This is a genomic window from Streptomyces lushanensis (genome assembly GCF_001700515.1).
Taxonomy (GTDB): Bacteria; Actinomycetota; Actinomycetes; order Streptomycetales; family Streptomycetaceae; genus Streptomyces; species Streptomyces lushanensis.
Map to the genome: position 1 here is coordinate 15,244 of NZ_MAUD01000147.1, position 24,473 is coordinate 39,716.

Consider the following 24,473-nt stretch of genomic DNA (forward strand, 5'->3'; position numbering starts at 1 on the left):
AAGGGGGAAAGCGCTGATGAGCCAGCCACCCGGCCAGCAGCCGCCGCAGGGAGGCTTCGGCGCTCCGCAGGACCCGCAGCAGGAGGATCCGCAGCAGGAGGATGCGCAGCAGGCAGTCCCGCAGCAGGAGGCTCCGGGGCAGGGAGGCCCGCGACCGCCGGCGCCACCGCCCGTGCCGTCGCAGGCGCAGCCGCCGCAGTCGCCGCCCTCCGCGCCGCCCGGTTACGGCTATCCGCAGGGGCCCGGCCCGTACAACCCCGGTCCGGGGCCCTACGGTCAGCAGCCCGGCCCGTACAACTCCCCGCCTCAGCCCGGTGGATACGGCCGGCCCAACCCATACGTACAGCAGCCAGGATCGTACGGTCAGCAGCCAGGATCGTACGGTCAGCAGCCCGGACCGTACGGACAGCAGCCAGGGCCCTATCAGCCTCAGCCGGGGCCCTACGGCGGCTACCCGCCCCAGCAGTTCCCCGGAGCGCCCGTCCCGCCGCCCGGTGGCGGCGGTGGCGGTGGCCGTGGCGGCAGGAACTTCTTCAGGTCCACGCCCGGCATCATCACCGCCGCCGCGGTCGCGCTGCTGCTGATAGGCGGCGGCGCGTGGTTCGCCCTCGGCGGCGACGGCGGTGACGACGGCGGTGGCGCGAAGCCCACCGCGGGGAAGAGCGGGGACGCCCGGCCGAGCGCCTCGGAGAGCGTCGACCAGGGCGACGGTACCGGCGGAGGCCGCGAGGAGGAGGACGATCTCAACGCCGGGCGCAAGGACGGCGAGTCCAAGGTGCTCTGGCTCCGGACCAACGATGTGGATCTGCCGCGCAACGGCGCGGACGTCGAGGGTCCGTGGTTCGTCGGCGACACCGTCGTCAAGGCCATGTACCGGCAGATCGTGGGCTACTCCGTCGCCGACGGCAGGAAGAAGTGGACGCTTCCGCTGCCCGCCGAGGTGTGCTCCGCGCCCGTCGCGCCGACGGCCGACGGCAAGATCGTCATCGGGATCAAGAACGGCACGACCGACAGGAGCCTCTGCAACCAGCTCCAGATGGTCGATCTCAAGACCGGTGAGGGCGGCTGGAAGAAAGAGGTCCAGGAGTCCGGGACGTTCGACATCCTCACCGACATCACGCTGGCGATCAGCGGGAACACCGTCACCGCCGCACGCACCGGCAACGCCAACGCCTACCGGGTGAGCGACGGCAAGGAGCTGTTCGGCAGGCTGCCGGGCGAGTGCCAGCCGTACGCGTTCGCCGGCGGCGCCAAGCTGATCGCCGCCGAGAGCTGCCCGACCGGCGACTACGAGACCACGCAGAACCAGATCCAGGAGCTGGATCCGGCCACCGGCGCGGCCAGGTGGACCTACGAGCTCGCCAAGAACTGGGAGGTCGACAAGGTCTACTCGGTCGACCCCCTGGTCGTCTCCGCGAAGAACGACGACAAGAAGTCCTGGAGCGTCTTCGCGCTCCACGCGAACGGCACCCTGCGCTCGCAACTCGCGGGCGGGAAGGACAAGTTCGCGCCGCGCTGCGGCGGCGGTCTCGTCGTCTTCGGCAGCAATCTGGAGGGCTGTGTCGGAGTCGCCGCCGACGCGAGCACGTTCTACATGTCGACCGAACCCGACACGAGCGGCACCGGGCGCACCAATGAGGTCGTCGCCTTCAGCCTCGACACCGGCAAGGCCGCGTGGCGCGCCAAGGCGCCCGCCGGGCGGCAGATGACGCCGCTGCGGATGGAGGGCGGCAAGGTCCTGGTGTATCTGGACCCGACGTACGACGAGGGCGGCGCGGTCGCCACGATCGCGGCGGGCGGCGGCGCACCCACGATGCTTCAGCGGCACCCGGCGTCCACGGCCCGGATCGAGAGCTCCTTCTACTCGGCGGAGCTGGACTATGTGGGCGGCCGGTTCTTCGTGACCAGCGGCCGGGTCAGCGCGAGCGACGACGAAGAGGAAATGAAGACGTCGACCATGATGGCGTTCGGTGAGTGACGCCGGCCGGGCCCGCCGGAATCCGCGACTGACGCGTCCAGCTCCCTGGCACGCCACCGACTTTCCGACCGCCGAGCTTCCTTCCGACGAGGTATGTACTCCATGACGCAGCCGCCCCAGCCGCCTCAGCAGCCGCAGTCGTCCCAGCAGCCGCCCGACGAGCCGCCGCGGGGAGAGTTCGGAGCCCCGCAGGAGCCTTTGGCCGGCGGCTTCGGCGCTCCGCAGGAACCGCCGCCGGGCGGGTACGGGTACGGCGCTCCGCCGCCGCCCGCGCGGAACGTCTCCTACGGATACCCGCAGCCGCCCCAGCCGCCGCAGGGCGTTCCCGGAGCACCCGTGCCGGGCGCTCCGGCAGGCCCCGGCACCCCGCCGGGCTACGGCTACCCCGCGCCGCCGGGTTACGGCTATCCCGCCCAGCCGGCCGGGCCCGGTCAGCCCTCGTACGGCTATCCGGCACAGCCCACGGGACCGCACGGCCCGTACCAGCAGCAGCCACCGCGGGGCGGCGGTTTCGGCGACGGCGCGGGCGCGGGCGGCGACGGCAAGAAGAAGCTGTCCACCCAGACGCAGATCATCGTCGCCGCGGCCGTCGCCGTGGTGCTGATCGTCGGCGGTGGTATCTGGTTCGCCTCGTCCGGCGGTGACGGCACGGAGAACGAGTCCAAGGGCACCTCGTCCGGCGCCGCCGAGGGCGCGGGCGGCAAGGACGGCAAGGCCGGTGACGAGGCGGTCGGCGGCGGTGGCACGGAGAAGGTGCCGGACAACGTCAGGTCCAAGGCCGGGTTCCAGCTCCCGACCCCCAAGGTCACCGATGTCACCGGGGTCGGCGGCTCCTGGGTCACCGACACCGCCTATGTGAAGACGGGCATCAACCAGATCGTCGGTTACGACCTCGACACGGGCACCCGGATCTGGTCGATCCCGCTGCCCGGTCAGGTGTGCGCGGCGACCAGGCATGTCAGCGAGGACGGCAGGACCGCGATCGCCTTCGAGCCCGCCAAGCGCACCGCCGCGCAGAAGTACCAGAAGTGCACGGAGGTCGGCGCGATCGATCTGGCGGCCGGGGAACTCGTGTGGAGCAAGTCGGTCAAGGGCTCCAACGCCGGTGACGAGAAGGTCCGGTTCGACGAGATCACCCTCAGCGGCACGACGGTCGCGGCGGGCGGCACGGACGGCGGCGCGGCCTTCGACCTCGCCGACGGCGCGGTCCGCTGGAAGCCCGAGGTCAGCGCGGACGGCTGCTACGACATGGGGTACGGGGGCGGCGCCGGCCTGGTCGCCGCCCGTAAGTGCGGTTCGTACGACGATCCGCAGATCTCCATCGAGACCCTCGACCCGGTCACCGGCGCCCCGCTCTCCTCGTTCAAGATGCCCGCCGGTGTCGCCTACGCGAGTGTCGTCTCCACCAAGCCCTTGGTGGTGGCCGCCGACGTCGGTGACACGGCGGGTGACGGCAGCGGCATCTCGGACTTCTTCTCGATCGACGAGAGGAACGGCAAGCTGCTCGCCAGGATCCCGGCCGACGCCGACCGGTACGCGGCGCGCTGCGGTTCGACGGAGGTCGAGTCCTGCCAGAAGCTGGTGGTGGGCAACGGCAGGCTCTATCTGCCGACCGAGGGCCACGAGGGCGGCGGCGAGTACGGCGACACCAACGAGATCGTCTCCTTCGACCTCACCACCGGCAAGAGCACCTCGGACCGCGCGGACGCGGGCGACCGCTACACGATGTTCCCGCTGCGCATGGACGGCGGCGACATCATCGCCTACAAAGTGCCTCCGTACGACAAGGGCGGCCAGATCATCTCCATCGACGGCGGCACCTTCAAGGAGACGGTGCTGATGGAGAATCCGGCCGACGAGGGCGTCAGGGACGCGGAGACCAGCTTCTCCGCCGACTACGCCGAGATCCTCTACGGGGACGGCCGGATGTTCCTCGCCGAGACCATGCTGAGCAAGCCGTCGGCCTCGTCGCTGGACGACACCTCGTATCTGGCGGTCTCGTTCAGCACGAAGTGACCCGGCGCGCGGTGGCGCGGCGGGCCGCGCGGCGCTGCGCTGTGGTGGGCCCCGGCCCGTGGGCGGTACATGCCACGGGCCGGGGCCCGTTCTGTTCGGCCGTGGCGCGGTCCATAGCGGCCTTCACCGTCGACTAGTCCTGAATGGCCGGGAATTCGGCAATCCGAGGGGCTTCTGAACAGTAGGGGGCGCGCGATCTCGAACAAGCGTGTAGCTTGCCGGGTCAGGAGGCCGGGGGGCCAGTTTTCTGCGGTGATGGGGGCTTTCTCTATGGGCGTTCGGCTCATGGTGGTCGACGACCACCGACTGCTCGCCGAGGCGCTCGCCTCGGCATTGAAACTACGCGGGCACCGGGTGCTCGCGGCGGCGGCGCCCACGGCGGGCGTCGCCGATCTGGTGGTGAGCAGGGCGCCGGAAGTGTGCCTGCTGGGCACGGCGGCGCCGGCCGAGCCGGGCGCCTTCGACCCGATCGTACGGATCAAGCGGGACCGGCCGCAGGTGGCCGTGGTGGTGCTCGGTCCGGTACCGAGCCCGCGCGGGATCGCGGCGGCCTTCGCGGCCGGCGCCTCCGGCTATGTGCGCCACGACGAGCGCATCGAGGGTGTGGAACGCGCCATGATCAAGGCGCGGGCGGGCGAGGCGGCGGTGGCGCCGCAGTTGCTCCAGGGTGCCTTCACCGAGCTGCTCAACCCGGCGGCCCAGCCGGACGACGAGGGGCAGCGGCTGCTGCGGATGCTCACTCCGCGCGAGATCGAGGTGCTGGTGCGGGTCGCGGAGGGCGAGGACACCCGGCTGATCGCGGCCGGGATGGGCATCGCGCCGAGCACGGCCAGGACGCATGTGCAGCGGGTGCTGATGAAGCTGGGCGTGGGCTCCCGGCTGGAGGCGGCGGCGCTGGCGGCGCGTACGGGCCTGCTGGACCGTGCGACGCCGGGCGACCTGCGGCGGCCCGACGCCCACGACCACTGACGGCGCGCGGCACGCGGCGCACGAGGCGGGTGGCGCACGAGGCGGGTGGCGCACGAGGCGGGTGGCGCACGAGGCGGGTGGCGCGCCGCGAGCTGCGTACGAAGCGCGGCGTACAGGGTGCCGGGTACGGGCCACGGCGTACGGGTCGGCCTGCGAGGCACGGCGTAGGGAGCCGTCCGCCCATCACATCCGACTCAGGCCGCGGCCCACCCTGCTCACCCCTGCTCATGGCCCCTGCGCGTGCCTCACGTGTCCCTGACCAGCCGCTCACGCTCCTTCACCACATTGACGCTGCTGTTGGTTTGTGATTTGTTATGTTCGGTTCTGTTGGGCAGTGTGGGCCATGCCGTGCAGTGCGATGTGGACGACACGGGTGAGGGGCGACCGATGAAGAGGACGGTGACGCGGCTCGCCGACGGCCGTGAGCTGATCTACTACGACTCCCGCGACGACGCCGTGCGGGACGCCGTCGACCGCAGGCCCCTCGGTCCCGTCGCCACCGCCTCCGAGATCCGCCACGACCCGCTGCTCGGCGACTCGGTGGCCATCGCCTCGCACCGCCAGGACCGTACGTACCACCCGCCCGCCGACCAGTGCCCGCTCTGCCCCTCCCGGGACGGCCGGCTCAGCGAGATCCCGGACTCCGACTACGACGTCGCCGTCTTCGAGAACCGCTTCCCTTCCCTCGCGGGCGACTCAGGACGCTGCGAGGTCGTCTGTTTCACCGCCGACCACGACATGTCGTTCGCCGGTCTCTCCGAGGAACGGGTCGCGCTGGTGCTGGACGCCTGGACCGACCGTACGGCGGAGCTGGCCGCGCTGCCGCAGGTCGAACAGGTCTTCGCGTTCGAGAACCGGGGCGTGGAGATCGGGGTGACGCTCGGCCATCCGCACGGGCAGATCTACGCGTACCCGTTCGTCACCCCGCGCTCCACGCTGATGCTCCGCTCCGCCCGTGAGCACCGGGCCGCGACCGGCCGCAACCTCTTCGACGATCTCGTCGAGCGCGAGCGGACACGGCAGCCGGTGCGGCCAGGGCAGTCGGCGCAGCCGGGACGGACCGGCCACGGGAGCTCGCGGCGGACCGAGGGTGACCGGATGGTGCTGACGGGCGAGCACTGGGTGGCGTTCGTGCCCTACGCCGCGCACTGGCCGTACGAGGTGCATCTCTACCCGATCCGCCGGGTCCCGGACCTGCGGGCGCTGGACGACGCGGCCCGCGCGGAGTTCCCGCCGGTGTATCTGGAACTCTTGAAGCGCTTCGACCGGATCTTCGGCGAAGGTGAACCGCCCACGCCCTATGTCGCCGCCTGGCACCAGGCGCCGTTCCGGGCCGCCGGGCGCGAGGACTTCGCGCTCCACCTGGAGCTTTTCACCGTGCGCCGTACTTCCGGCAAGCTGAAGTTCCTCGCGGGCTCCGAATCCGGCATGAGCGTGTTCATCAATGACGTGCCACCGGAGGCCGCGGCCGAGCGACTGCGAGAGGTAGCGAGCGAGTGAGCAAGAAGTACCTGGTCACGGGCGGTGCGGGATATGTCGGCAGTGTGGTCGCGGCACATCTGCTGGAGGCCGGGCACGAGGTGACCGTGCTGGACGATCTGTCCACCGGCTTCCGGGAGGCGGTCCCGGCGGACGCCACGTTCGTCGAGGGCCGGGTCCAGGACTCCGCCGAGTGGCTGGACTCCTCGTACGACGCGGTGCTGCACTTCGCCGCGTCCTCACAGGTCGGCGAGTCCGTCGCCAGGCCCGAGAAGTACTGGGACAACAACGTCGGCGGCTCCATGGCGCTGCTCGCCGCGATGCGCGCGGCAGGGGTGCGCAAGCTGGTCTTCTCGTCCACCGCGGCGACCTACGGCGAGCCGGTCTCCACGCCGATCACCGAGTCCGACCCGACGGCCCCGACCAGTCCGTACGGCGCGACCAAGCTCGCCGTCGACCATATGATCGGCGGCGAGTGCGCGGCGCACGGTCTCGCGGCCGTCTCGCTGCGCTACTTCAATGTCGCGGGCGCGTACGGCGGTTGCGGTGAGCGCCACGATCCCGAGTCGCATCTCATCCCGCTCGTCCTCCAGGTCGCGCTCGGCCGGCGCGACGCGATCTCCGTCTTCGGCGAGGACTATCCGACGCCGGACGGCACCTGCGTACGCGACTACATCCATGTCGCGGATCTCGCCGAGGCGCATCTGCGCGCGCTGGACGCGGCGGCCGTGGGCGAGCATCTGATCTGCAACCTCGGCAACGGCAACGGCTTCTCGGTACGCGAGGTCATCGAGACCGTACGCAAGGTCACCAGACATCCGATCCCCGAGGTCGTGGCGGCGCGCCGGGGAGGCGACCCGGCCGTACTCGTCGCGTCCGCCGCGACGGCGCACGAGCGTCTCGGCTGGACCCCGAGCCGCGCCGATCTGGCGGGGATCGTGGCGGACGCGTGGGCGTTCGCGCGGCGGGGGGAGACCGAGGCGATCAAGGAGTGAGAGCGGGACCGGGCGGGGGAGACCCAGGAGTGGGCGGGAGCGGCGCCGCCGTCGGTACCGCGGCCGGGGAGGTCCGGGTGGCCGAGGGGTTCCGGAGGCTCTACGGAGCCGCGCCCGAGGGCGTGTGGGCGGCTCCGGGCCGGGTGAACCTGATCGGTGAGTACACCGACTTCAACGACGGTTTCGTGATGCCGCTGGCGCTGCCGCACCGGGCGGTCGCGGCGGTCTCCCGCCGTAGGGACCGGATCCTTCGGCTGCACTCCGCGGATGTCACCCAGGGCGTGGTCCAGCTCGACATCGCCGCTCTCGAACCGCGTTCGGTCACCGGCTGGGCCGCCTATCCGGCCGGTGTCGTCCAGGCGCTGCGCGAGGCCGGGCATCCGGTGACCGGCGCCGACGTCCATCTCGTCTCGACCGTGCCGTCCGGCGCGGGGCTGTCGTCCTCGGCCGCGCTGGAGGTCGTCGTCGCGCTCGCCCTGAACGATCTGTACGGACTCGGCCTGACGCGGCCCGAACTGGCGCTGCTCGCGCAGCGCGCCGAGAACGCGTTCGTGGGCGTGCCGTGCGGGATCATGGACCAGATGGCCGCGGCCTGCTGCACCGAGGGACACGCGCTGCATCTGGACACCCGCGACCTCTCCCAGCGCCAGGTGCCGTTCGACCCGGCCGCCCAGGGGCTCCGGCTGCTGGTGGTCGACACCCGCGTGAGGCACGCGCTCGGGGACGGCGCGTACGCCGCGCGGCGCGCGGCGTGCGAGGCGGGCGCGCGGGCGCTCGGGGTACGCGCGCTGCGCGACATCCCGTACGCGCGCCTGCCCGCGGCGCTGGAACGGCTGGCCGGAGCCGGACAGGGCGAGGAGGTCCGCCGCTGCGTCCGCCATGTGGTGAGCGACGACCACCGCGTCGAGCGGACCATCGCGCTGCTGGACGCGGACGACCTGCGCGCGGTCGGCCCCGTCCTGACCGAGGGCCACGCCTCGCTCCGCGACGACCTGCGGGTCTCCTGCCCGGAACTCGACCTGGCGGTCACCACCGCCGTCACCTCCGGCGCCCTGGGCGCCCGTATGACGGGCGGCGGTTTCGGCGGCTCCGCGGTGGTCCTGGCCGAGGAGCCCGACACGGAAGCCGTCACCGAGGCGATCACGGAAGCCTTCGCGGCGTCGGGCTTCACACCCCCACGCGTCTTCCCGGCCGCCCCCTCCACCGGAGCACGCCGACTGTCCTGACGTTCGGCCTCCGCTGGACTTAGTCCAGTGCTTAGTCCGCTTGTGAACGCCTTTGAGGCACCCGTGGAAGCAGCCCGTCAGTACAACGTGCACGAGGCGAAGACGCATTTCTCGCGCATCCTGGAGCAGGTCGCGACCGGCGAAGAGGTCGTGATCAGCAAGGCGGGGGTGCCGGTCGCGAAGGTCGTACCGCTGAGGCCCGAGGTACGGCGCACAGGGCGTGGCTCGCTCAAGGGGCGGATTCGCATCGCCGACGACTTCGACGAACTGCCCGACGGCATCGCCGACGAATTCGGGATGCGTCGATGAGGCTGCTGCTCGACACTCATGTGATCCTCTGGTGGCTCGACGACTCCCCGGAGCTCGCCGACGGCGTCAAGGATCTGCTCGACACGGAGCCGGCGGTGTATGCCGGCGCGGTGTCGCCGTGGGAGATCGCCGTCAAACAGTCGCTCGGCAAACTTGACGGGCCCGAGGACCTGGCAGAACGGGCTCGGGACAGTCAGTTCACACCGTTGCCGGTCACGGCGGGGCACGGCGTCCGCGCGGGCAGGCTGCCCGAGCACCACCGGGATCCGCTCGACCGGCTGCTCATCGCCCAGGCACAGATCGAGGGCATGACTCTTCTGACCCGGGACAAATGGATTCCGTACTACGACGTGCAGATCATGCCCGTGCAGAAGCCGCCCCGCGCCGTCCAGGGGCCGTTCCGCGGTGGCCGGCCGACGAGTTCTGTGAAATTCCTTCCACTCCGGGCCGACGGCCGTACGCTGATGCACAGCACCGGTGGGGGCCGGTGCTGATCAGGGGTGGAGTCAAGTCGGGTACGACGCCCGGGGTGGGGTAGCGGTCAACACACGGCGGCGGCCGTGCCACTGACGTACCACCGCACACCGGGCGCCGTGCCCGCGCTGTCCGCTCCCCGCCTTCAGGGGGTGTCCATTGGTACGTATCCGGGTTCTGGTGGTGGACGACCACCGCATCTTCGCCGAGTCGCTCGCCGCCGCGCTCGCGGCCGAGCCCGATGTGGACGTCGCGGCGGCAGGCAGTGGTCCTGCCGCGCTGCGCTGTCTGGATCGGGGAGCGGCCGAGGGGCGCAGATTCGATGTGATGCTCGTCGACGCCGACCTCGGCACGGTCGCGGGAGCGGCCGGGAGCACGGCGGCGGGACCGGTTCAGGTGCCGGTCGCGCGCGCCGTGCCGGACGACGGCGAGGCGGTGCCGGTCGACGGCATCTCGCTGGTCGCCGGAGTCCGCTCCGGCCAGCCGTCCGTCCGTACGGTCGTGCTCGCCGAGAAGGACGACCCGCGCCGCGCCGCGCTGGCGCTCCAGGCGGGCGCGTCCGGCTGGGTCGCGAAGGACTGCTCGCTCCAACGGCTGCTCGCCGTGATGCGTGGTGTCCTGCGGGACGAGACGCATCTGCCGCCCGCCCTGCTCACGGGCGTGCTGCGGGAGCTGACGGCCGCGCGCAAGCACCGTACGGAGAGCGAACGGCTGGTCGAGTCGCTCACACCGCGCGAGCGTGAGGTGCTGCGGTGCATGGTCGCCGGCCTGGGCCGCAAGGCCGTCGCCGAGCGGCTCTTCCTCTCTCCGCACACCGTGCGCACGCATATGCAGAACGTGCTGGGGAAGCTGGGCGTGCACTCGACGCTGGCCGCCGTGGCACTGGCGCGCAGGGCCGGAGTGGGTCCGGTGAGCCTGGCCGCCCAGCCCGCCACGTCAACGGGCTGACCGACGCCGCCGGACGGGCGAGGAAACCCGCCCGTCCGGCGAAGCGCGCGGGTGTCGGTGGCGGTGCGCCGGTGCCGGTGACCGGAGTGCGGGACCGGCGCGTACGGCCGGTGGCGAGGGGTACGTACCGGACCTGGCCGGGGCCTACGGACCGGTTCGGACCGGGGCTCGCTTCGCTATCCGTGTCCGGGGACCGCGCAACCGGTCCGACGGGACAACCCGGCCGTGAACACCATCCCGCGAACGCCCATCCACTGCGTTGTCGGCGAGCCGGAAGGCTTTGCCCGGCGACCCGTCCCCGCGATACAGCCGAACGGTGCGCCCGCACAGGTGTGGGAACTGGCGACCGGCCGCGACTGCATGATCACCCTGCCGACCGAGCTCGCCGGCCTCCTGCTCAAGCTCGGCCGAGCCGCTGAGCCGGCGTCGGCCGCACCGGTGGCGGGGGGCAGGGGCTGTTGACCGTTGCAGGAGGAGGCCGGACCGGGCCTAGCTGGGGATGTTGTCGAACGGCGCTGTCAACTGGCGGAGCAGTCCCGCCAGTTCGGCCCGCTGCGCCCGGGAGAGCTCCGCGAGGATCGCGCGTTCCTGGGCCAGCAGCCCGGCGAGCGCCTGGTCCGCTCGGTCGCGGCCCTCCGCGGTCAGCCGGACCAGCACCCCGCGCCGGTCGTTGGGGTCGGGCAGCCGCTCGACCAGGCCCTTCTGCGCCAGCCGGTCGATACGGTTCGTCATCGTGCCGGAGGTGACCAGGGTCTGGGTCAGCAACTGTCCGGGGGAGAGCTGATACGGGTCGCCGGCGCGCCGCAGCGAGGTCAGCACGTCGAACTCCCACGGCTCCAGAGCGTGCTCCGAGAACGCGATCCGGCGCGCGCGGTCGAGATGACGGGCCAGCCTGCTGACACGGCTGAGGACCTCGAGCGGTTCCACGTCGAGGTCGGGGCGCTCCCGGCGCCATGCCGCTGTCAGTCGGTCGACCTCGTCCTCCATGGCGATCAGTGTAAAGGGTCCCTCGATATGAAGTCTCTTGACGTCAAGATATCTCGCGGTGCAGGCTGGGACCGAACGGCCCGGACCGCTCCGGCAGGCCGGCCGACCCGTAATCGCGATGGGGGCTCGTCCATGCACTCCGTACCGTCCACACCCTCCGTGCCTTCCGCGCCGACCTGGGACCCGGCCCAGTACCTCCGGCACGCCGGCCACCGCAGCCGCCCGTTCCTGGACCTGCTGGCCCGCGTTCCCGAACCGCCCGGCGCCGGGTCCGCCGAGCCCGCCGGGTCCAGCGGATCCACCGGGCCTTCCGGGCCTTCCGGGCCGCTCAGGGTCGCCGACCTCGGCTGCGGCCCCGGCAATGTCACCGCGCTGATCGCCGACCGCTGGCCCACCGCCCGTATCACCGGCTTCGACAACTCCCCGGAGATGCTCGACCGGGCGAGGAGGGAGTACGCCGGACCCACGCCGGGCGGCGGAGCGATGGACTTCCGGAGCGCCGACCTCGCGCACTGGGCGCCCGCGGAACCGTACGGTCTGATCGTCTCCAACGCCGCCCTCCAGTGGGTCCCCGGCCACGCCGACTCCTTCGCCGGCTGGCTCGACGGCCTGGTGCCCGGTGGCGTCCTCGCCTTCCAGGTGCCCGGCAACTTCGGCGCGCCGAGCCACACGCTCCTCACCGAGCTGTGCGAGTCCCCGCGCTGGCGCGAGCGGCTGGCACACTCCGGCCGGCGTGTCGACACCGTGCCGGAACCCGCCGACTATCTCGCGCGCCTGACGGACCTGGGCTGCACGGCGGACGTCTGGGAGACCACCTACGTCCAGCGGCTCACCGGCGAGGACCCGGTCCTCGACTGGGTGAAGGGGACGGCGCTGCGGCCCGTCCTCACCGCACTCGCCGACGACGCGCGGGCGGCGGCGGAATTCACCGACGAGTACCGCGCCCTGCTCCACGAGGCCTACCCGCCGGGCCCCCACGGCACGGTCTTCCCCTTCCGCCGCGTCTTCGCCGTCGCCCACAAGAGGCCCTGAGGCGGTACGCGCTCCATGCCGCGCCCGCGGCGTCGCGCGCCGCCTGCCATGACCGGGGACCCCCCTGTCATGACCGGGGTCCCCTGCCAGGACGGGGGAGTCATGACCCGAGGCCGACGGGTCCCGGACGCCGCGAACGCCGTACAGCCGTACAGACGCCGCGAACGCCGTACGGGTGGCGTCTCCCGTACGGCGTTCGCGCACCTCGCTCCGCCGCCGCGCTCACGCGGATCAGATCTTGCGGTGGCCTATCAGCCGGGGCTTCGGCTCCAGCCCCTCCAGGCCGTGCCAGGCCAGATTCACCAGATGCGCCGCGACCTCGGCCTTCTTCGGCCGCCGGGTGTCCACCCACCACTGGCCGGTCAGCGCCACCATGCCCACCAGCGCCTGCGCGTACAGCGGCGCCAGCTTCGGATCGAAGCCGCGCGCCTTGAACTCCATCCCGAGAATGTCCTCGACCTGGGTGGCGATGTCGCTGATCAGCGAAGCGAAGGTACCCGTGGACTGCGCGACCGGGGAGTCACGCACCAGGATGCGGAAACCGTCCGTATACGTCTCGATGTAGTCGAGCAGCGCGAACGCGGCCTGTTCCAGCAGCTCACGAGGGTGCCCGGCGGTCAGCGCACCCGTGACCATGTCCAGGAGCTGACGCATCTCGCGGTCCACGACCACCGCGTACAGCCCTTCCTTGCCGCCGAAGTGCTCGTACACGACGGGCTTGGACACCCCGGCCTTCGCCGCGATCTCCTCCACCGACGTGGCCTCGAAGCCCTTCTCGGCGAAGACCGTACGGCCGATGTCCAGCAGCTGCTCACGGCGTTCCGCACCGGTCATCCGGACCCGGCGGGCGCGTCGGCTCCCGGTGGTCCGGCCCTTCTCGGGACTGCCCTGCTTGCTGGTACTGCCGTCGATCGCCACGGTGCCCATCATGCCTTGGCAGGTGCGCTCTTGCGCCGGGCGTCCACGCGGGAAGCGCTGGGCCAGCGCACGTCGGAGGCCCATCCGAGCAGCTCGAACCAGCGGATGATCCTGGCGCTGGAATCGATCTGGCCCCTGAGCACGCCGTGCCGCGCGCTGGTCGGGTCCGCGTGGTGCAGGTTGTGCCACGACTCGCCGCAGGAGAGGACCGCGAGCCACCACACATTGCCCGAACGGTCACGCGACTTGAAGGGACGCTTGCCGACCGCGTGGCAGATCGAGTTGATCGACCAGGTGACATGGTGCAGCAGCGCCACCCGGACCAGCGAGCCCCAGAAGAACGCCGTGAAGGCACCCCACCAGGACATCGTCACCAGCCCGCCGACCAGCGGCGGAAGCGCCAGCGAGACGACCGTCCACAGCGCGAACTGCCGGGAGATCGAGCGGATGGCGGGATCCTTGATCAGATCCGGCGCGTACTTGTGCTGCGGTGTCTGCTCCTCGTCGAACAGCCAGCCGATATGCGCCCACCACAGCCCCTTCAGCAGGGCCGGCAGCGTCTCGCCGAAGCGCCAGGGCGAGTGGGGGTCACCCTCGGCGTCCGAATACTTGTGATGCTTGCGGTGGTCCGCCACCCAGCGGACCAGCGGGCCCTCCACGGCGAGCGAACCGGCCACGGCGAGCGCGATCCGCAGCGGGCGGCTCGCCTTGAAGGAACCATGCGTGAAGTAACGGTGATAGCCGATCGTGACGCCATGGCAGCCGATGTAGTACATCGCCACCATCAGGCCCAGATCGAGCCAGCTCACCCCTCCCCACATCCAGGCCAGCGGCACCGCCGCGAGCAGGGCGAGGAAGGGGATGGCGATGAAGAGCAGCAGAGCGACCTGCTCGATGGTCCCCTTGCTGTCCCCGCCGAGCGTGGCGGAGGGAAGCGGCTCGCCGTCGGCGGGCTGGGGAGGAAGGGAGGAATCTTCGATCACATCGGGGGGTGTGGTCATTGGGGGTCCCCTGGGGTGAGGAATGGGCCTGGGGTGAGAAATGGGGCGGAACTGGAGCGGAAACCTCGATACGGGTGCGTAACCTACGGCATCGTAAGTATGGCAGCGCCGAACGCCGCGACAAGAGGCCTGTGGATAACACCAGGCGAAGGACACCTATCCTTGTGGTCGTCGGACAGCGCGGTCCGCGAAGTCTCCAGAACCCTCCAGACGTGCTCTAACACTGCAAGGAGCCGCACCTGTGAGCAGTGCCGACCAGACCCCATCCGCCAGCGCGGAACTGCGCTCAGACATCCGCCGTCTAGGTGACCTGCTGGGCGAGACACTCGTACGCCAGGAAGGCCCGGAGCTCCTCGACCTGGTCGAGCGCGTCCGCGCGTTGACGCGCGAGAACGGCGAGGCCGCGGCCGAACTCCTCGGCGACACCGACCTGGAGACCGCCGCCAAACTGGTGCGCGCGTTCTCCACCTACTTCCATCTCGCCAACGTCACCGAACAGGTGCACCGCGGCCGGGAGATGCGCGAACGGCGCGCGGCCGAGGGCGGGCTGCTCGCCCGTACCGCCGACCGGCTCAAGGACGCCGACCCGGAGCATCTGCGCGAAACCGTCAAGAACCTCAACGTACGGCCCGTGTTCACCGCGCACCCCACCGAGGCCGCGCGCCGCTCGGTGCTGAACAAGCTCCGCCGGGTCGCCGAACTGCTGGAAGCACCGGTCATCGCCTCCGACCGGCGCCGCCACGACCTGCGGCTCGCCGAGTCCATCGACCTGATCTGGCAGACCGACGAACTGCGCGTCGTACGGCCCGAGCCCGTCGACGAGGCGCGCAACGCCATCTACTACCTGGACGAACTGCACGTCGGCGCCGTCGGCGACGTGCTGGAGGACCTCGTCGGCGAGCTGGAGCGCGTCGGCGTCGAACTGCCCTCGGGCACCAGGCCGCTCACCTTCGGCACCTGGATCGGCGGCGACCGCGACGGCAACCCCAACGTCACCCCGCAGGTCACCCGCGAGGTGCTGATCCTCCAGCACGAGCACGGCATCACCGACGCGCTGGGACTGATCGACCAGCTCCGCGGCCAGCTCTCCAACTCCATCCGCTACACCGGCGCCACCGAGGAACTGCTCGCCTCCCTGCGGACCGACCTGGAGCGGCTCCCCGAGATCAGCCCCCGCTACAAGCGGCTCAACGCCGAGGAGCCCTACCGCCTCAAGGCGACCTGCATCCGCCAGAAGCTCGTCAACACCCGCGAGCGCCTGGCCAAGGGCACCCCGCACGACGAGGGCCGCGACTACCTCGGCACCGCCGAACTGCTCGACGACCTCACCCTCATCCAGACCTCCCTGCGCGAGCACCGCGGGGGCCTCTTCGCCGACGGCCGCATGGACCGTACGATCCGTACGCTCGCCGCCTTCGGCCTCCAGCTCGCCACCATGGACGTACGGGAACACGCCGACGCCCACCACCACGCGCTCGGACAGCTCTTCGACCGGCTCGGCGAGGAGTCCTGGCGCTACAGCGACATGCCGCGCGACTACCGGCAGAAGCTGCTCGCCAAGGAACTGCGCTCCCGCCGGCCGCTCGCACCGAGCCCGGCGCCCCTCGACGCGGCGGGACACAAGACCCTCGGCGTCTTCCTCACCGTCAAGGAGGCCTTCGAGCGCTTCGGCCCCGAGGTCATCGAGTCGTACATCATCTCCATGTGCCAGGGCGCCGACGACGTCTTCGCCGCCGCCGTACTGGCCCGCGAGGCCGGACTGATCGATCTGCACGGCGGCTGGGCCAAGATCGGCATCGTGCCGCTGCTGGAGACCACCGACGAGCTGCGCGCCGCCGACGTCATCCTCGACGAGATGCTCGCCGATCCCTCCTACCGCAGACTCGTCTCACTGCGCGGCGACGTCCAGGAGGTCATGCTCGGGTACTCCGACTCCTCCAAGTTCGGCGGCATCACCACCTCCCAGTGGGAGATCCACCGCGCCCAGCGCCGGCTGCGCGACGTGGCCCACCGCCATGGCGTACGGCTGCGGCTCTTCCACGGCCGCGGCGGCACCGTCGGCCGCGGCGGCGGGCCCTCGCACGACGCGATCCTCGCCCAGCCCTGGGGCACGCTGGAGGGCGAGATCAAGGTGACCGAACAGGGCGAGGTCATCTCCGACAAGTATCTGATCCCCTCCCTGGCCAGGGAGAACCTGGAACTGACCGTCGCCGCCACCCTCCAGGCCTCGGCCCTGCACACCGCGCCGCGCCAGTCGGGCGAGGCACTGGCCCGCTGGGACGCGGCGATGGACATCGTCTCCGACGCCGCACACGCCGCCTACCGCGGGCTCGTCGAGGACCCCGACCTGCCCTCGTACTTCTTCGCTTCCACACCCGTCGACCAGCTCGCCGACCTGCACCTCGGCTCCCGTCCCTCCCGCCGGCCCGACTCCGGGGCCGGACTCGACGGGCTGCGGGCCATCCCGTGGGTCTTCGGCTGGACCCAGTCGCGGCAGATCGTGCCCGGCTGGTACGGCGTCGGCTCCGGCCTGAAGGCACTGCGCGAGGCCGGGTCCGACACGGTCCTGGACGAGATGTACGAGCAGTGGCACTTCTTCCGCAACTTCCTCTCCAACGTCGAGATGACACTCGCCAAGACCGACCTGCGCATCGCCCGCCACTATGTGGACACGCTGGTGCCGGACGAGCTGAAGCACGTCTTCGTGGACATCGAGACGGAGCACGCGCTCACCGTGGCGGAGGTGCTGCGGATCACCGGCGGCCACAAGCTCCTCGACTCCAACCCGGCGCTCCAGCAGACCTTCGCGATCCGGGACGCCTATCTCGACCCGATCTCCTACCTCCAGGTCTCGCTGCTGGCACGCCAGCGCGCGGCGGCCGAGCGCCAGGAGAGCCCCGACCCGCTGCTCGCGCGGGCGCTGCTGCTGACGGTCAACGGAGTCGCGGCGGGGCTGCGCAACACCGGCTGACGGGTTTCCCGCCGTTTTCCCGCCCGCCGTTTCCCGCCGTACGTAGCGACACCGTTACCGGCACCGCCCCGCTCCGGGCTTCCGGAGCGGGGCGGTGCCATGAGGTATGTGCGGTGCGGTGCGCTCGTGCGTCGCGCGGTACGGGCGGCTTCCTGCGGTACGGGCGCCGCGTACGGTGCCCGGTCCGGGAGGCGCTCGCGCGGTACGCGCCGCCGGTCAGACCGCGAAGAACGCGGCCAGCAGCAGCGCCCCGCCCGCCAGCGCCGTCCCCCACGCCGTCCGGGTCAGTCCCAGCCCGCCGCCGACGATCAGAGAGGCCAGCAGCAGCGCCCCGCCGAGCGGAACCCACGCGTACAGCAGACCGGGCGTACCCGTACGCACCAGCTCGTCCGTGTCGGGCTTCACCACGACCGGGAACCGCTCGCCCTTCTTCACGGCCACCGACTGCCCGATCCTCATTCCGGCGCGCGGCCCCTGCGGTCCGTCCGGGTCGTAGGGCCCGGTGCAGCTCTGGTCCACGCAGCGCTCCACCGTCAGCGTGCCGTGCTCACGGCCCTTGGCGAGCACCACGTGCTGGGCCGAGGTCCAGGACGACCAGACGCCGGCGACCAGCAGCAGCAGGGCCACACAGGCCATCGCCGCCCGGCGGCCGAACGACAGCACGCGGTCGGAATTGCTCCGCTTCCCCTTCATAGGGCGGGATCCTTGGCCATGGGCGCACGCCCGGTCAACTTCCGGCCGCGGAACGACGGCGTATGCGGAGGTTGTCAGGAGTTGTACGTGCTCTGGGCCCGCTCCAGGCCCTCCAGCACCAGCGCCTCCACCGCGTCCGCCGCCCGGTCCACGAAGTAGTCCAGCTCCTTGCGCTCCGCAGGCGAGAAGTCCTTCAGCACGAAGTCGGCCACCTGCATCCGGCCCGGCGGCCGGCCGATCCCGAAGCGCACCCGGTGGTAGCCGGGACCCATCGCCTTCGTCATCGACTTCAGCCCGTTGTGGCCGTTGTCCCCGCCGCCCAGCTTCAGCCGCAGCGTGCCGTAGTCGATGTCCAGCTCGTCATGGACCGCGACGATCCGCTCGATCGGCACCTTGTAGAAGTCACGCAGCCCGACGACCGGGCCGCCGGAGAGATTCATGTACGAGGTGGGCCTGGCCAGCACGACACGGCGGTTCGCGGGACCGGGCGGACCGATGCGGCCCTCGACCACCGTGGCCTGCGCCTTCTGCGCCCGCCGGAACGAGCCGCCGATACGGGCCGCCAGCAGATCGGCCACCATGAACCCGACGTTGTGCCGGTTGGCCGCATAGCCCGGCCCCGGGTTCCCCAGCCCCACGATCAGCCAGGGGGCCTGGGGGGCGTTGGCATCTGTCGTCATCCGCGCTGCGTCTCCTCGCATACGTATACGGGTGCGGAACGAACGTACGGGTGGTGTGCCCGCGCCCGGCGCTCCGCCCGGTGCCTCGTACAGGCGAACGGGGTGGCAGGGCCGCCGACGGCCCTGCCACCCCGTGGGGCACAGCGTACGGATCAGGCCTCGGCGCCCTCGGCGGCGCCCTCGCCCTCCGCGGCCGGCTCCTCGGCCTGCGCGGCCAGGATCTGGATGACGACCGCGTCCTCGTCCGTGACGAGCGTCGTGCCCGACGGCAGCGGGACATCCTTGGCCACGATCGAGTCACCGGCGTCCAGGCCCGCGACGGAGACCGTGACGGACTCCGGGATGTGGGTGGCCTCGGCCTCGACGGTCAGGGTGTTGAGCACGTTCTCCAGCAGGTTGGCGCCCGGCGCCAGGTCGCCCTCGGTGTGCACCGCGACCTCGACGGTGACCTTCTCGCCGCGCTTCACCGCGAGCAGGTCGACATGCTCGATGAAGCCCTTGATCGCGTTGCGCTGCACGGCCTTCGGGATCACCAGCTCCTTGCGGCCCTCGATGTCCAGACCGAGCAGCGCGTTCGCGGTCTTCAGCGCCATCATCAGGTCATGGCCCGGCAGGGTCACGTGGACGGTGTCGGCGCCGTGGCCGTAGATGACCGCGGGAACCCTGTTGGCGCGACGGGTACGGCGGGCGGCGCCCTTGCCGAACTCGGTACGGATCTCGGCGCTGATCTTGACTTCAGCCATGGCTGCACTCCTCGTAGAAACGGGCGGAAGGTGACCGGAATCGGCCGTCACCCGGCCCCGACAGGCCTGCTACGAAGAGCGCGTCGATAACGGACCGCCGCACCGGAACAGTGCGGCCTCCCCTCGCCGAGCAACTCGCCGAGTCTACCCGGCGGGGAGGCCGCCTCAGAAATCGATCAACCGGCTACCGGCCGAAGAGCCGGCACGGGGGGCGCCGATGCCCGCCGTGCCACGCCTGCGTACCTGCCCGCCGTGCCACGCCTGCCTGCCGTACTACGCGTGCCCGGCCGTGCCCGCCGGGCCGGCCTGCCTGGCGTGCCGAAACACGCCCGCACGCCGTACTACGCCTGCTCCTCGAAGAGACTCGTCACGGAACCGTCCTCGAAGACCTCACGGACCGCGCGGGCGATCGTCGGCGAGATCGACAGAACCGTGATCTTGTCCAGATCCAGATTGCCCGGATCCGGCAGCGAATTCGTGAACACGAACTCACTCACCTGCGAGTTCTTCAGCCGGTCGGCCGCCGGACCCGACAGCACACCGTGCGTCGCCGTCACGATCACATCCTCCGCGCCATGCGCGAACAGCGCCTCCGCCGCGGCGCAGATCGTGCCACCCGTGTCGATCATGTCGTCGACCAGGACACAGACCCGGCCCGCCACATTGCCGACCACCTCGTGGACCGTCACCTGGTTCGCGACATCCTTGTCCCGGCGCTTGTGGACGATCGCCAGCGGCGCGCCCAGCCGGTCGCACCAGCGGTCCGCGACCCGCACCCGGCCCGCGTCCGGAGAGACCACCGTCAGCTTGGTCCGGTCCACCTTCCCCGCCACATAGTCCGCGAGGACCGGCAGCGCGAAGAGATGGTCCACCGGACCGTCGAAGAAACCCTGGATCTGGTCCGTGTGCAGATCCACGGTCAGGATCCGGTCGGCACCGGCGGTCTTCATCAGATCCGCCACCAGCCTGGCCGAGATCGGCTCCCGGCCGCGGTGCTTCTTGTCCTGACGGGCATAGCCGTAGAAGGGAACGATCACCGTGATGCTCCGGGCCGAGGCCCGCTTCAGCGCATCGATCATGATGAGCTGTTCCATGATCCACTTGTTGATCGGAGCCGTGTGGCTCTGAATCAGGAAGCAGTCCGCACCGCGCGCCGACTCCTGGTACCGGACATAGATCTCACCGTTGGCGAAATCGAATGCCTTGGTGGGGACGATCCCCACACCCAGTTGATGGGCGACCTCCTCGGCCAGCTCGGGGTGGGCGCGGCCGGAAAAGAGCATCAGCTTCTTCTCGCCGGTCGTCTTGATCCCGGTCACAGCACTGTCTCCTCAGACGTGTTGATGGCCGCTGTGCCCGCGTGTCGCCTTGCGAGCCAGCCGAATCGTGCAGATATCACGGTACGCCGACTATGGCGCATCTGTTTCCGGTCAGCTTCCGCTCAGCTCTCGTTCCCGGCGCTCCCCGGTGTCGTAAGGGCCGCGTCGGCCGCCTGCGCCGCCGCGCTCCCCGGGCGCTTCCTGGCCACCCAGCCCTCGATATTCCGCTGCTGGCCCCGGGCGACGGCCAGCGCACCGGCCGGCACGTCCTTCGTGATCACCGAACCGGCCGCGGTGTACACCCCGTCCCCGACCGTGACGGGCGCCACAAACATATTGTCCGACCCGGTCCGGCAGTGAGAGCCGATCGTGGTGTGGTGCTTGCGCACCCCGTCGTAGTTCACGAAGACACTCGCGGCACCGATGTTCGTGTGCTCACCGATCGTCGCGTCCCCCACGTACGACAGATGCGGCACCTTCGTGCCCTCGCCGATCGTCGCGTTCTTCATCTCCACATACGTACCGGCCTTCGACCGCACGCCCAGCCGCGTACCCGGCCGCAGATAGGCGTACGGGCCGACCGTCGCCGCCTCGCCCACCACCGCGCCGTCCGCGACCGTGTTGTCCACCCGGGCGCCCGCGCCGACCTGCGTGTCCCTCAGGCGCGAATTCGGCCCCACCTCGGCGCCCTCGGCCAGATGCGTCGACCCGAGAAGCTGCGTGCCCGGATGCACCACCGCGTCCGGCTCGAACGTGACCGTCACATCCACGAACACCGACGCCGGATCGACCACCGTCACCCCCGCCAGCATCGCCCGCTCCAGCAGCCGTTCGTTCAGCAGCCGACGCGCCTCCGCGAGCTGCACCCGGTTGTTGATCCCCAGGATCTCCCGGTGATCGACCGCGACCGACGCGCCCACCCGGTGCCCGGCCTCCCGCAGAATGCCCAGCACATCCGTGAGGTACTCCTCGCCCTGGCTGTTGTCCGTACGGACCTTGCCCAGCGCGTCCGCGAGCAGCTGCCCGTCGAAGGCGAAGACACCCGAATTGATCTCGCGGATCGCACGCTGCGCCTCGGTGGCGTCCTTGTGCTCCACGATCGCCCTGACCGCGCCGCCGGCGCCGTCCCGGACGATCCGCCCGTACCCGGTCGAGTCCGGGACCTCGGCGGTCAGCACGGTCACGGCGTTGCCGTCGGCGGCATGGGCCGCGGCGAGCGCCCTGAGGGTCTCGCCGGTCAGCAGCGGGGTGTCACCGCATACGACGACCACCGTCCCGTCGGGCGTCCCGCCCAGCTCCTGGAGCCCGATCCGCACGGCGTGCCCGGTGCCGTTCTGTTCGGCCTGATAGGCGGTGCGCACGCCCTCGTACGCGGCGGAGAGATGCCCCTCGACCTGCTCCCGCGCGTGCCCCACGACGACGACGAGCTGCTCGGGCCCCAGCTCACGGGCCGCGGCGACGACATGTCCGACGAGCGAGCGCCCGCAGACCTCATGCAGAACCTTGGGGGTCTTCGACTTCATGCGGGTCCCTTCACCCGCTGCGAGAACGACGACGGCTGCCGGGCGGTTGGCGCTCACGGGAATGCCCTTCGGCTTTCGGGTGGTGGACAACCGCAGGATACCGGGGGGTTTCGCCCCGGAAACGAGGACGGGTCCCGACCGGTGAGGTCGGGACCCGAACTGAGCAGCTCCCGGGGAAGGACTCGAACCCTCATGATCAGATCCAAAATCTGACGTCTTGCCCTTAGACGACCCGGGATTACCGCTATGTCCGATTTGCTGGATCGGCTTACGGTGCGGCTCCTACTATGCCGTACCACCAGCCCTCGATGCGACGGTACAACTCGGCGCTTTGCAGTACCCGAATGGTGAGGCACCCGTTGTAGCTGTCGCCGATATTCCTGCGGTTCGTCTTCGGGTTGTGCCTCTTGAGTGTGGTCTTGCCGAATGCGTCGATATCGATGCCGACGACACCTGCCCAGAAGCGCTCGGCTGTCGGCACGTCGGCGGACTCGTGGATCTGTATGTGGCACCGCAGCCGGTCAGTGCCGATGCCCAGCAGGCTGAGCCATTTCAAGAAGACCGCAACCATGTGCGGATCGCTGTTGGTGAAGATCACCCGCTCCTGACGTCGGTGAGGCTTGGCTTTGGCTCCTTCGGACCAGTACAAGCCGACGCCGAGCAGAAACAGCTCGCGGTCGGACATCGCACCGATGTCCTGTGCGGCCGTTTGCCGGGTTCGCTGTCGCTCGGCCTCGCGCCGTTCCATGGTCGGTTCCCAGCCGCGCCTGGCAATTGCGGACGCTTGCTCGGGAGTGCGCTTCGGCGGCTTCGGCAGGTCCCGTACCCACAGGGAGATCGAACTCTTCGAGCAGCCCAGCTCAAGCTGTATCTGGTCGTACGTGAGGCCCTTCAGGCGCAGCTCCCGCGCCTTCTCGCGGAGGTCGTCCTTCGCGTTCGGGCGCTTCGTCCAGTCCGGGGGCGGCTCGCCCTCCAGGAGGCGGTTGAGGATGTCGTTGTTGTCGACATGGAGACGGTCCCGGATCTGGCGGCGGCTCAGGCTCTCGCGGCGCAGTGCCACCGCCTGTGCGCGGAGTCCCTCGAAGTCGGCATATTTGCTGTGGATTGCTGTCATAGAGGTGATCGTCGTCCGGATTTCGGACGCTCGGATCGAATGCGGGGGTGATTCACCAGTTCGAGGTATCGACGCGCGTTCCCGGCGTGTTCGGTCGCGTTCTGTGGTGGGGCGGTCGCCGGAAAATGGGATGCGGGCGCCCGTAGGGTGGGAGACATGACCACAACGGGGGCGCATCAGGACGCCGCGGGAGTGACTCCCCGCGGTCTGTGGTGGTGGGGGCGGTGGCGGAGTGCCGTGCTGGATGTGGGGCTGGCGCTGGTGTCGGCGCTGGAGTGCGCGCTGGAGGGCGTCCGGTTCGCGGACACCGCCGCGCTGCCGGTGCCGCTGGGGGTGCTGTTCGGGCTGATCGCCGGGGCGGTGCTGCTGGTGCGGCGGCGGTGGCCGTTCGCCGTGGTGCTGGTCTCGATCGCGATCACGCCGGCGGAGATGGGCTATCTGATGGGGCTGGTCGGGCTGTACACGCTCGCCGCCTCGGAGGCACCGCGGCGGATCATCGGCGCGCTGGCCGGGATGTCGCTCGTGGGCACGCTGATCGTCACCTTCGTACGGACCCGGCAGAACGTGGTGGACACGGCGTTCGGCTCGACGGGCTGGTACGTGCCCGTGGTCGCGATCCTGATGTCGGTGGGGCTGACCGCGCCGCCGGTGCTGTTCGGGCTCTACGTCGGGGCGAGACGGCGGCTGATGGAGAGCCTGCGGGAGCGGGCGGACAGTCTGGAGCAGGAGCTTTCGCTGCTCGCCGACCGTGCCGAGCAGCGCGCGGAGTGGGCGCGTACGGAGGAGCGCACGCGGATCGCGCGGGAGATGCATGACGTGGTGGCGCACCGGGTGAGCCTGATGGTGGTGCACGCGGCGGCGTTGCAGGCGGTGGCGTTGAAGGATCCGCCGAAGGCGGTGAAGAACGCCGCGCTGGTGGGTGACATGGGGCGGCAGGCGCTGACGGAGCTGCGGGAGATGCTCGGGGTGCTGCGGGCCGGTGAGCAGGTGGCGGCGCGCAAGGCGGCGGACGGTTCGCCGGGGGAGTCGTTCTCGCCGGCGGTTCCGCTGGCGGCCGTGGGGCGGGCGGCTGCCGCGGCTGCCGCCGCTGCGGCAGCG

General features: G+C 70.8%; 20 protein-coding genes, 1 tRNA gene and 2 pseudogenes. 13 read left to right on the forward strand and 10 right to left on the reverse strand.

Annotation, left to right across the window (positions count from 1 at the left end; all coding sequences use genetic code 11):
- The first annotated feature begins 16 nt into the window (after positions 1-16).
- The 10 genes and pseudogenes from BFF77_RS13655 to BFF77_RS33235 form a co-directional block, all read left to right on the forward strand.
- Complete coding sequence (locus BFF77_RS13655; protein WP_066948451.1) at positions 17-1,978, forward strand: outer membrane protein assembly factor BamB family protein; 1,962 nt, start codon at positions 17-19, stop codon at positions 1,976-1,978.
- A 102-nt stretch (positions 1,979-2,080) separates the two neighbouring features.
- Positions 2,081-3,994, forward strand: a complete 1,914-nt coding sequence (locus BFF77_RS13660) for an outer membrane protein assembly factor BamB family protein (protein ID WP_066948495.1) — start codon at positions 2,081-2,083, stop codon at positions 3,992-3,994.
- A gap of 270 nt (positions 3,995-4,264) precedes the next feature.
- Complete coding sequence (locus BFF77_RS13665) at positions 4,265-4,963, forward strand: helix-turn-helix transcriptional regulator (protein ID WP_066948454.1); 699 nt, start codon at positions 4,265-4,267, stop codon at positions 4,961-4,963.
- 387 nt (positions 4,964-5,350) lie between these two features.
- Positions 5,351-6,463: a galactose-1-phosphate uridylyltransferase gene (locus BFF77_RS13670; RefSeq protein ID WP_066948456.1), complete on the forward strand. Its 1,113-nt coding sequence runs from the start codon at positions 5,351-5,353 to the stop codon at positions 6,461-6,463.
- The gene (gene galE, locus BFF77_RS13675; protein WP_066948458.1) at positions 6,460-7,437 is read left to right on the forward strand and encodes a UDP-glucose 4-epimerase GalE; all 978 of its coding nucleotides are present in this window, start codon (positions 6,460-6,462) and stop codon (positions 7,435-7,437) included. Before BFF77_RS13670 ends, galE begins: the two co-directional genes overlap by 4 nt.
- A 77-nt stretch (positions 7,438-7,514) precedes the next feature.
- The gene (gene galK, locus BFF77_RS13680; RefSeq protein WP_066948498.1) at positions 7,515-8,663 is read left to right on the forward strand and encodes a galactokinase; all 1,149 of its coding nucleotides are present in this window, start codon (positions 7,515-7,517) and stop codon (positions 8,661-8,663) included.
- A gap of 63 nt (positions 8,664-8,726) precedes the next feature.
- The gene (locus tag BFF77_RS13685) at positions 8,727-8,972 is read left to right on the forward strand and encodes a type II toxin-antitoxin system Phd/YefM family antitoxin (protein ID WP_066948500.1); all 246 of its coding nucleotides are present in this window, start codon (positions 8,727-8,729) and stop codon (positions 8,970-8,972) included.
- Positions 8,969-9,340: pseudogene (locus tag BFF77_RS13690) on the forward strand (type II toxin-antitoxin system VapC family toxin); the annotation flags it as partial. The gene BFF77_RS13685 and the pseudogene BFF77_RS13690, both read left to right, overlap by 4 nt.
- Before the next feature lie 265 nt (positions 9,341-9,605).
- Positions 9,606-10,394, forward strand: a complete 789-nt coding sequence (locus BFF77_RS13695) for a response regulator transcription factor (protein WP_066948460.1) — start codon at positions 9,606-9,608, stop codon at positions 10,392-10,394.
- 198 nt (positions 10,395-10,592) lie between these two features.
- Positions 10,593-10,856, forward strand: a pseudogene (locus BFF77_RS33235) (hypothetical protein); the annotation flags it as partial.
- A gap of 27 nt (positions 10,857-10,883) precedes the next feature.
- On the opposite strand, the gene BFF77_RS13700 reads toward BFF77_RS33235, so the two are convergent.
- Complete coding sequence (locus tag BFF77_RS13700) at positions 10,884-11,381, reverse strand: MarR family winged helix-turn-helix transcriptional regulator (RefSeq protein ID WP_066948463.1); 498 nt, start codon at positions 11,379-11,381, stop codon at positions 10,884-10,886.
- A gap of 132 nt (positions 11,382-11,513) precedes the next feature.
- Between BFF77_RS13700 and BFF77_RS13705 the strand changes: the two genes are divergently transcribed.
- A complete protein-coding gene (locus tag BFF77_RS13705) occupies positions 11,514-12,413 on the forward strand; it encodes a trans-aconitate 2-methyltransferase (RefSeq protein WP_211280225.1) in 900 nt (299 codons plus the stop codon).
- A gap of 231 nt (positions 12,414-12,644) precedes the next feature.
- On the opposite strand, the gene BFF77_RS13710 is transcribed toward BFF77_RS13705, so the two are convergent.
- Both BFF77_RS13710 and BFF77_RS13715 read right to left on the reverse strand, forming a co-directional pair.
- Positions 12,645-13,340: a TetR/AcrR family transcriptional regulator gene (locus BFF77_RS13710; RefSeq protein WP_066948465.1), complete on the reverse strand. Its 696-nt coding sequence runs from the start codon at positions 13,338-13,340 to the stop codon at positions 12,645-12,647.
- Complete coding sequence (locus tag BFF77_RS13715) at positions 13,340-14,332, reverse strand: acyl-CoA desaturase (RefSeq protein ID WP_066948468.1); 993 nt, start codon at positions 14,330-14,332, stop codon at positions 13,340-13,342. The genes BFF77_RS13710 and BFF77_RS13715 overlap by 1 nt, the downstream gene beginning before the upstream one ends.
- 241 nt (positions 14,333-14,573) lie before the next feature.
- Between BFF77_RS13715 and ppc the strand changes: the two genes are divergently transcribed.
- On the forward strand, positions 14,574-17,303 hold the full coding sequence (gene ppc / locus BFF77_RS13720; RefSeq protein WP_066948470.1) for a phosphoenolpyruvate carboxylase: 2,730 nt from the start codon (positions 14,574-14,576) through the stop codon (positions 17,301-17,303).
- Between the two features lie 216 nt (positions 17,304-17,519).
- On the opposite strand, the gene BFF77_RS13725 is transcribed toward ppc, so the two are convergent.
- The 7 genes from BFF77_RS13725 to BFF77_RS13755 form a co-directional block, all read right to left on the reverse strand.
- Positions 17,520-17,996 (reverse strand): hypothetical protein, encoded by a 477-nt coding sequence (locus BFF77_RS13725; protein ID WP_066948473.1) that lies wholly within the window; start codon positions 17,994-17,996, stop codon positions 17,520-17,522.
- A 74-nt stretch (positions 17,997-18,070) separates the two neighbouring features.
- Positions 18,071-18,676: an aminoacyl-tRNA hydrolase gene (pth, locus tag BFF77_RS13730; protein ID WP_066948475.1), complete on the reverse strand. Its 606-nt coding sequence runs from the start codon at positions 18,674-18,676 to the stop codon at positions 18,071-18,073.
- Between the two features lie 152 nt (positions 18,677-18,828).
- Positions 18,829-19,419 carry a 50S ribosomal protein L25/general stress protein Ctc gene (locus BFF77_RS13735; RefSeq protein ID WP_066948478.1) on the reverse strand — a complete coding sequence of 197 codons (591 nt, stop codon included), beginning with the start codon at positions 19,417-19,419 and terminating at the stop codon, positions 18,829-18,831.
- Positions 19,420-19,760: 341 nt separating this feature from the next.
- Positions 19,761-20,738, reverse strand: coding sequence for a ribose-phosphate diphosphokinase (locus tag BFF77_RS13740; protein ID WP_066948481.1), 978 nt, complete (start codon positions 20,736-20,738; stop codon positions 19,761-19,763).
- Positions 20,739-20,860: 122 nt separating this feature from the next.
- Positions 20,861-22,318, reverse strand: a complete 1,458-nt coding sequence (glmU, locus tag BFF77_RS13745; RefSeq protein WP_079125127.1) for a bifunctional UDP-N-acetylglucosamine diphosphorylase/glucosamine-1-phosphate N-acetyltransferase GlmU — start codon at positions 22,316-22,318, stop codon at positions 20,861-20,863.
- Positions 22,319-22,428: 110 nt separating this feature from the next.
- Positions 22,429-22,499, reverse strand: a tRNA-Gln gene (locus tag BFF77_RS13750).
- Positions 22,500-22,529: 30 nt separating this feature from the next.
- Positions 22,530-23,375: a hypothetical protein gene (locus tag BFF77_RS13755; RefSeq protein WP_066948487.1), complete on the reverse strand. Its 846-nt coding sequence runs from the start codon at positions 23,373-23,375 to the stop codon at positions 22,530-22,532.
- A gap of 156 nt (positions 23,376-23,531) precedes the next feature.
- Between BFF77_RS13755 and BFF77_RS13760 the strand changes: the two genes are divergently transcribed.
- Positions 23,532-24,473: sensor histidine kinase (locus tag BFF77_RS13760; protein ID WP_066948506.1), on the forward strand; the 942-nt coding region annotated here is incomplete at its 3' end.

Coding starts and splice junctions, on each gene's coding strand:
- BFF77_RS13725 (WP_066948473.1), bottom strand. CDS start 17,996: ATGAAGGGGAAGCGGAGCAATTCCGACCGCGTGCTGTCGTTCGGCCGC.
- BFF77_RS13665 (WP_066948454.1), top strand. CDS start 4,265: ATGGGCGTTCGGCTCATGGTGGTCGACGACCACCGACTGCTCGCCGAG.
- BFF77_RS13700 (WP_066948463.1), bottom strand. CDS start 11,381: ATGGAGGACGAGGTCGACCGACTGACAGCGGCATGGCGCCGGGAGCGC.
- pth (WP_066948475.1), bottom strand. CDS start 18,676: ATGACGACAGATGCCAACGCCCCCCAGGCCCCCTGGCTGATCGTGGGG.
- BFF77_RS13710 (WP_066948465.1), bottom strand. CDS start 13,340: ATGGGCACCGTGGCGATCGACGGCAGTACCAGCAAGCAGGGCAGTCCC.
- BFF77_RS13660 (WP_066948495.1), top strand. CDS start 2,081: ATGACGCAGCCGCCCCAGCCGCCTCAGCAGCCGCAGTCGTCCCAGCAG.
- BFF77_RS13670 (WP_066948456.1), top strand. CDS start 5,351: ATGAAGAGGACGGTGACGCGGCTCGCCGACGGCCGTGAGCTGATCTAC.
- BFF77_RS13705 (WP_211280225.1), top strand. CDS start 11,514: ATGCACTCCGTACCGTCCACACCCTCCGTGCCTTCCGCGCCGACCTGG.
- BFF77_RS13715 (WP_066948468.1), bottom strand. CDS start 14,332: ATGACCACACCCCCCGATGTGATCGAAGATTCCTCCCTTCCTCCCCAG.
- BFF77_RS13735 (WP_066948478.1), bottom strand. CDS start 19,419: ATGGCTGAAGTCAAGATCAGCGCCGAGATCCGTACCGAGTTCGGCAAG.
- BFF77_RS13655 (WP_066948451.1), top strand. CDS start 17: ATGAGCCAGCCACCCGGCCAGCAGCCGCCGCAGGGAGGCTTCGGCGCT.
- BFF77_RS13755 (WP_066948487.1), bottom strand. CDS start 23,375: ATGACAGCAATCCACAGCAAATATGCCGACTTCGAGGGACTCCGCGCA.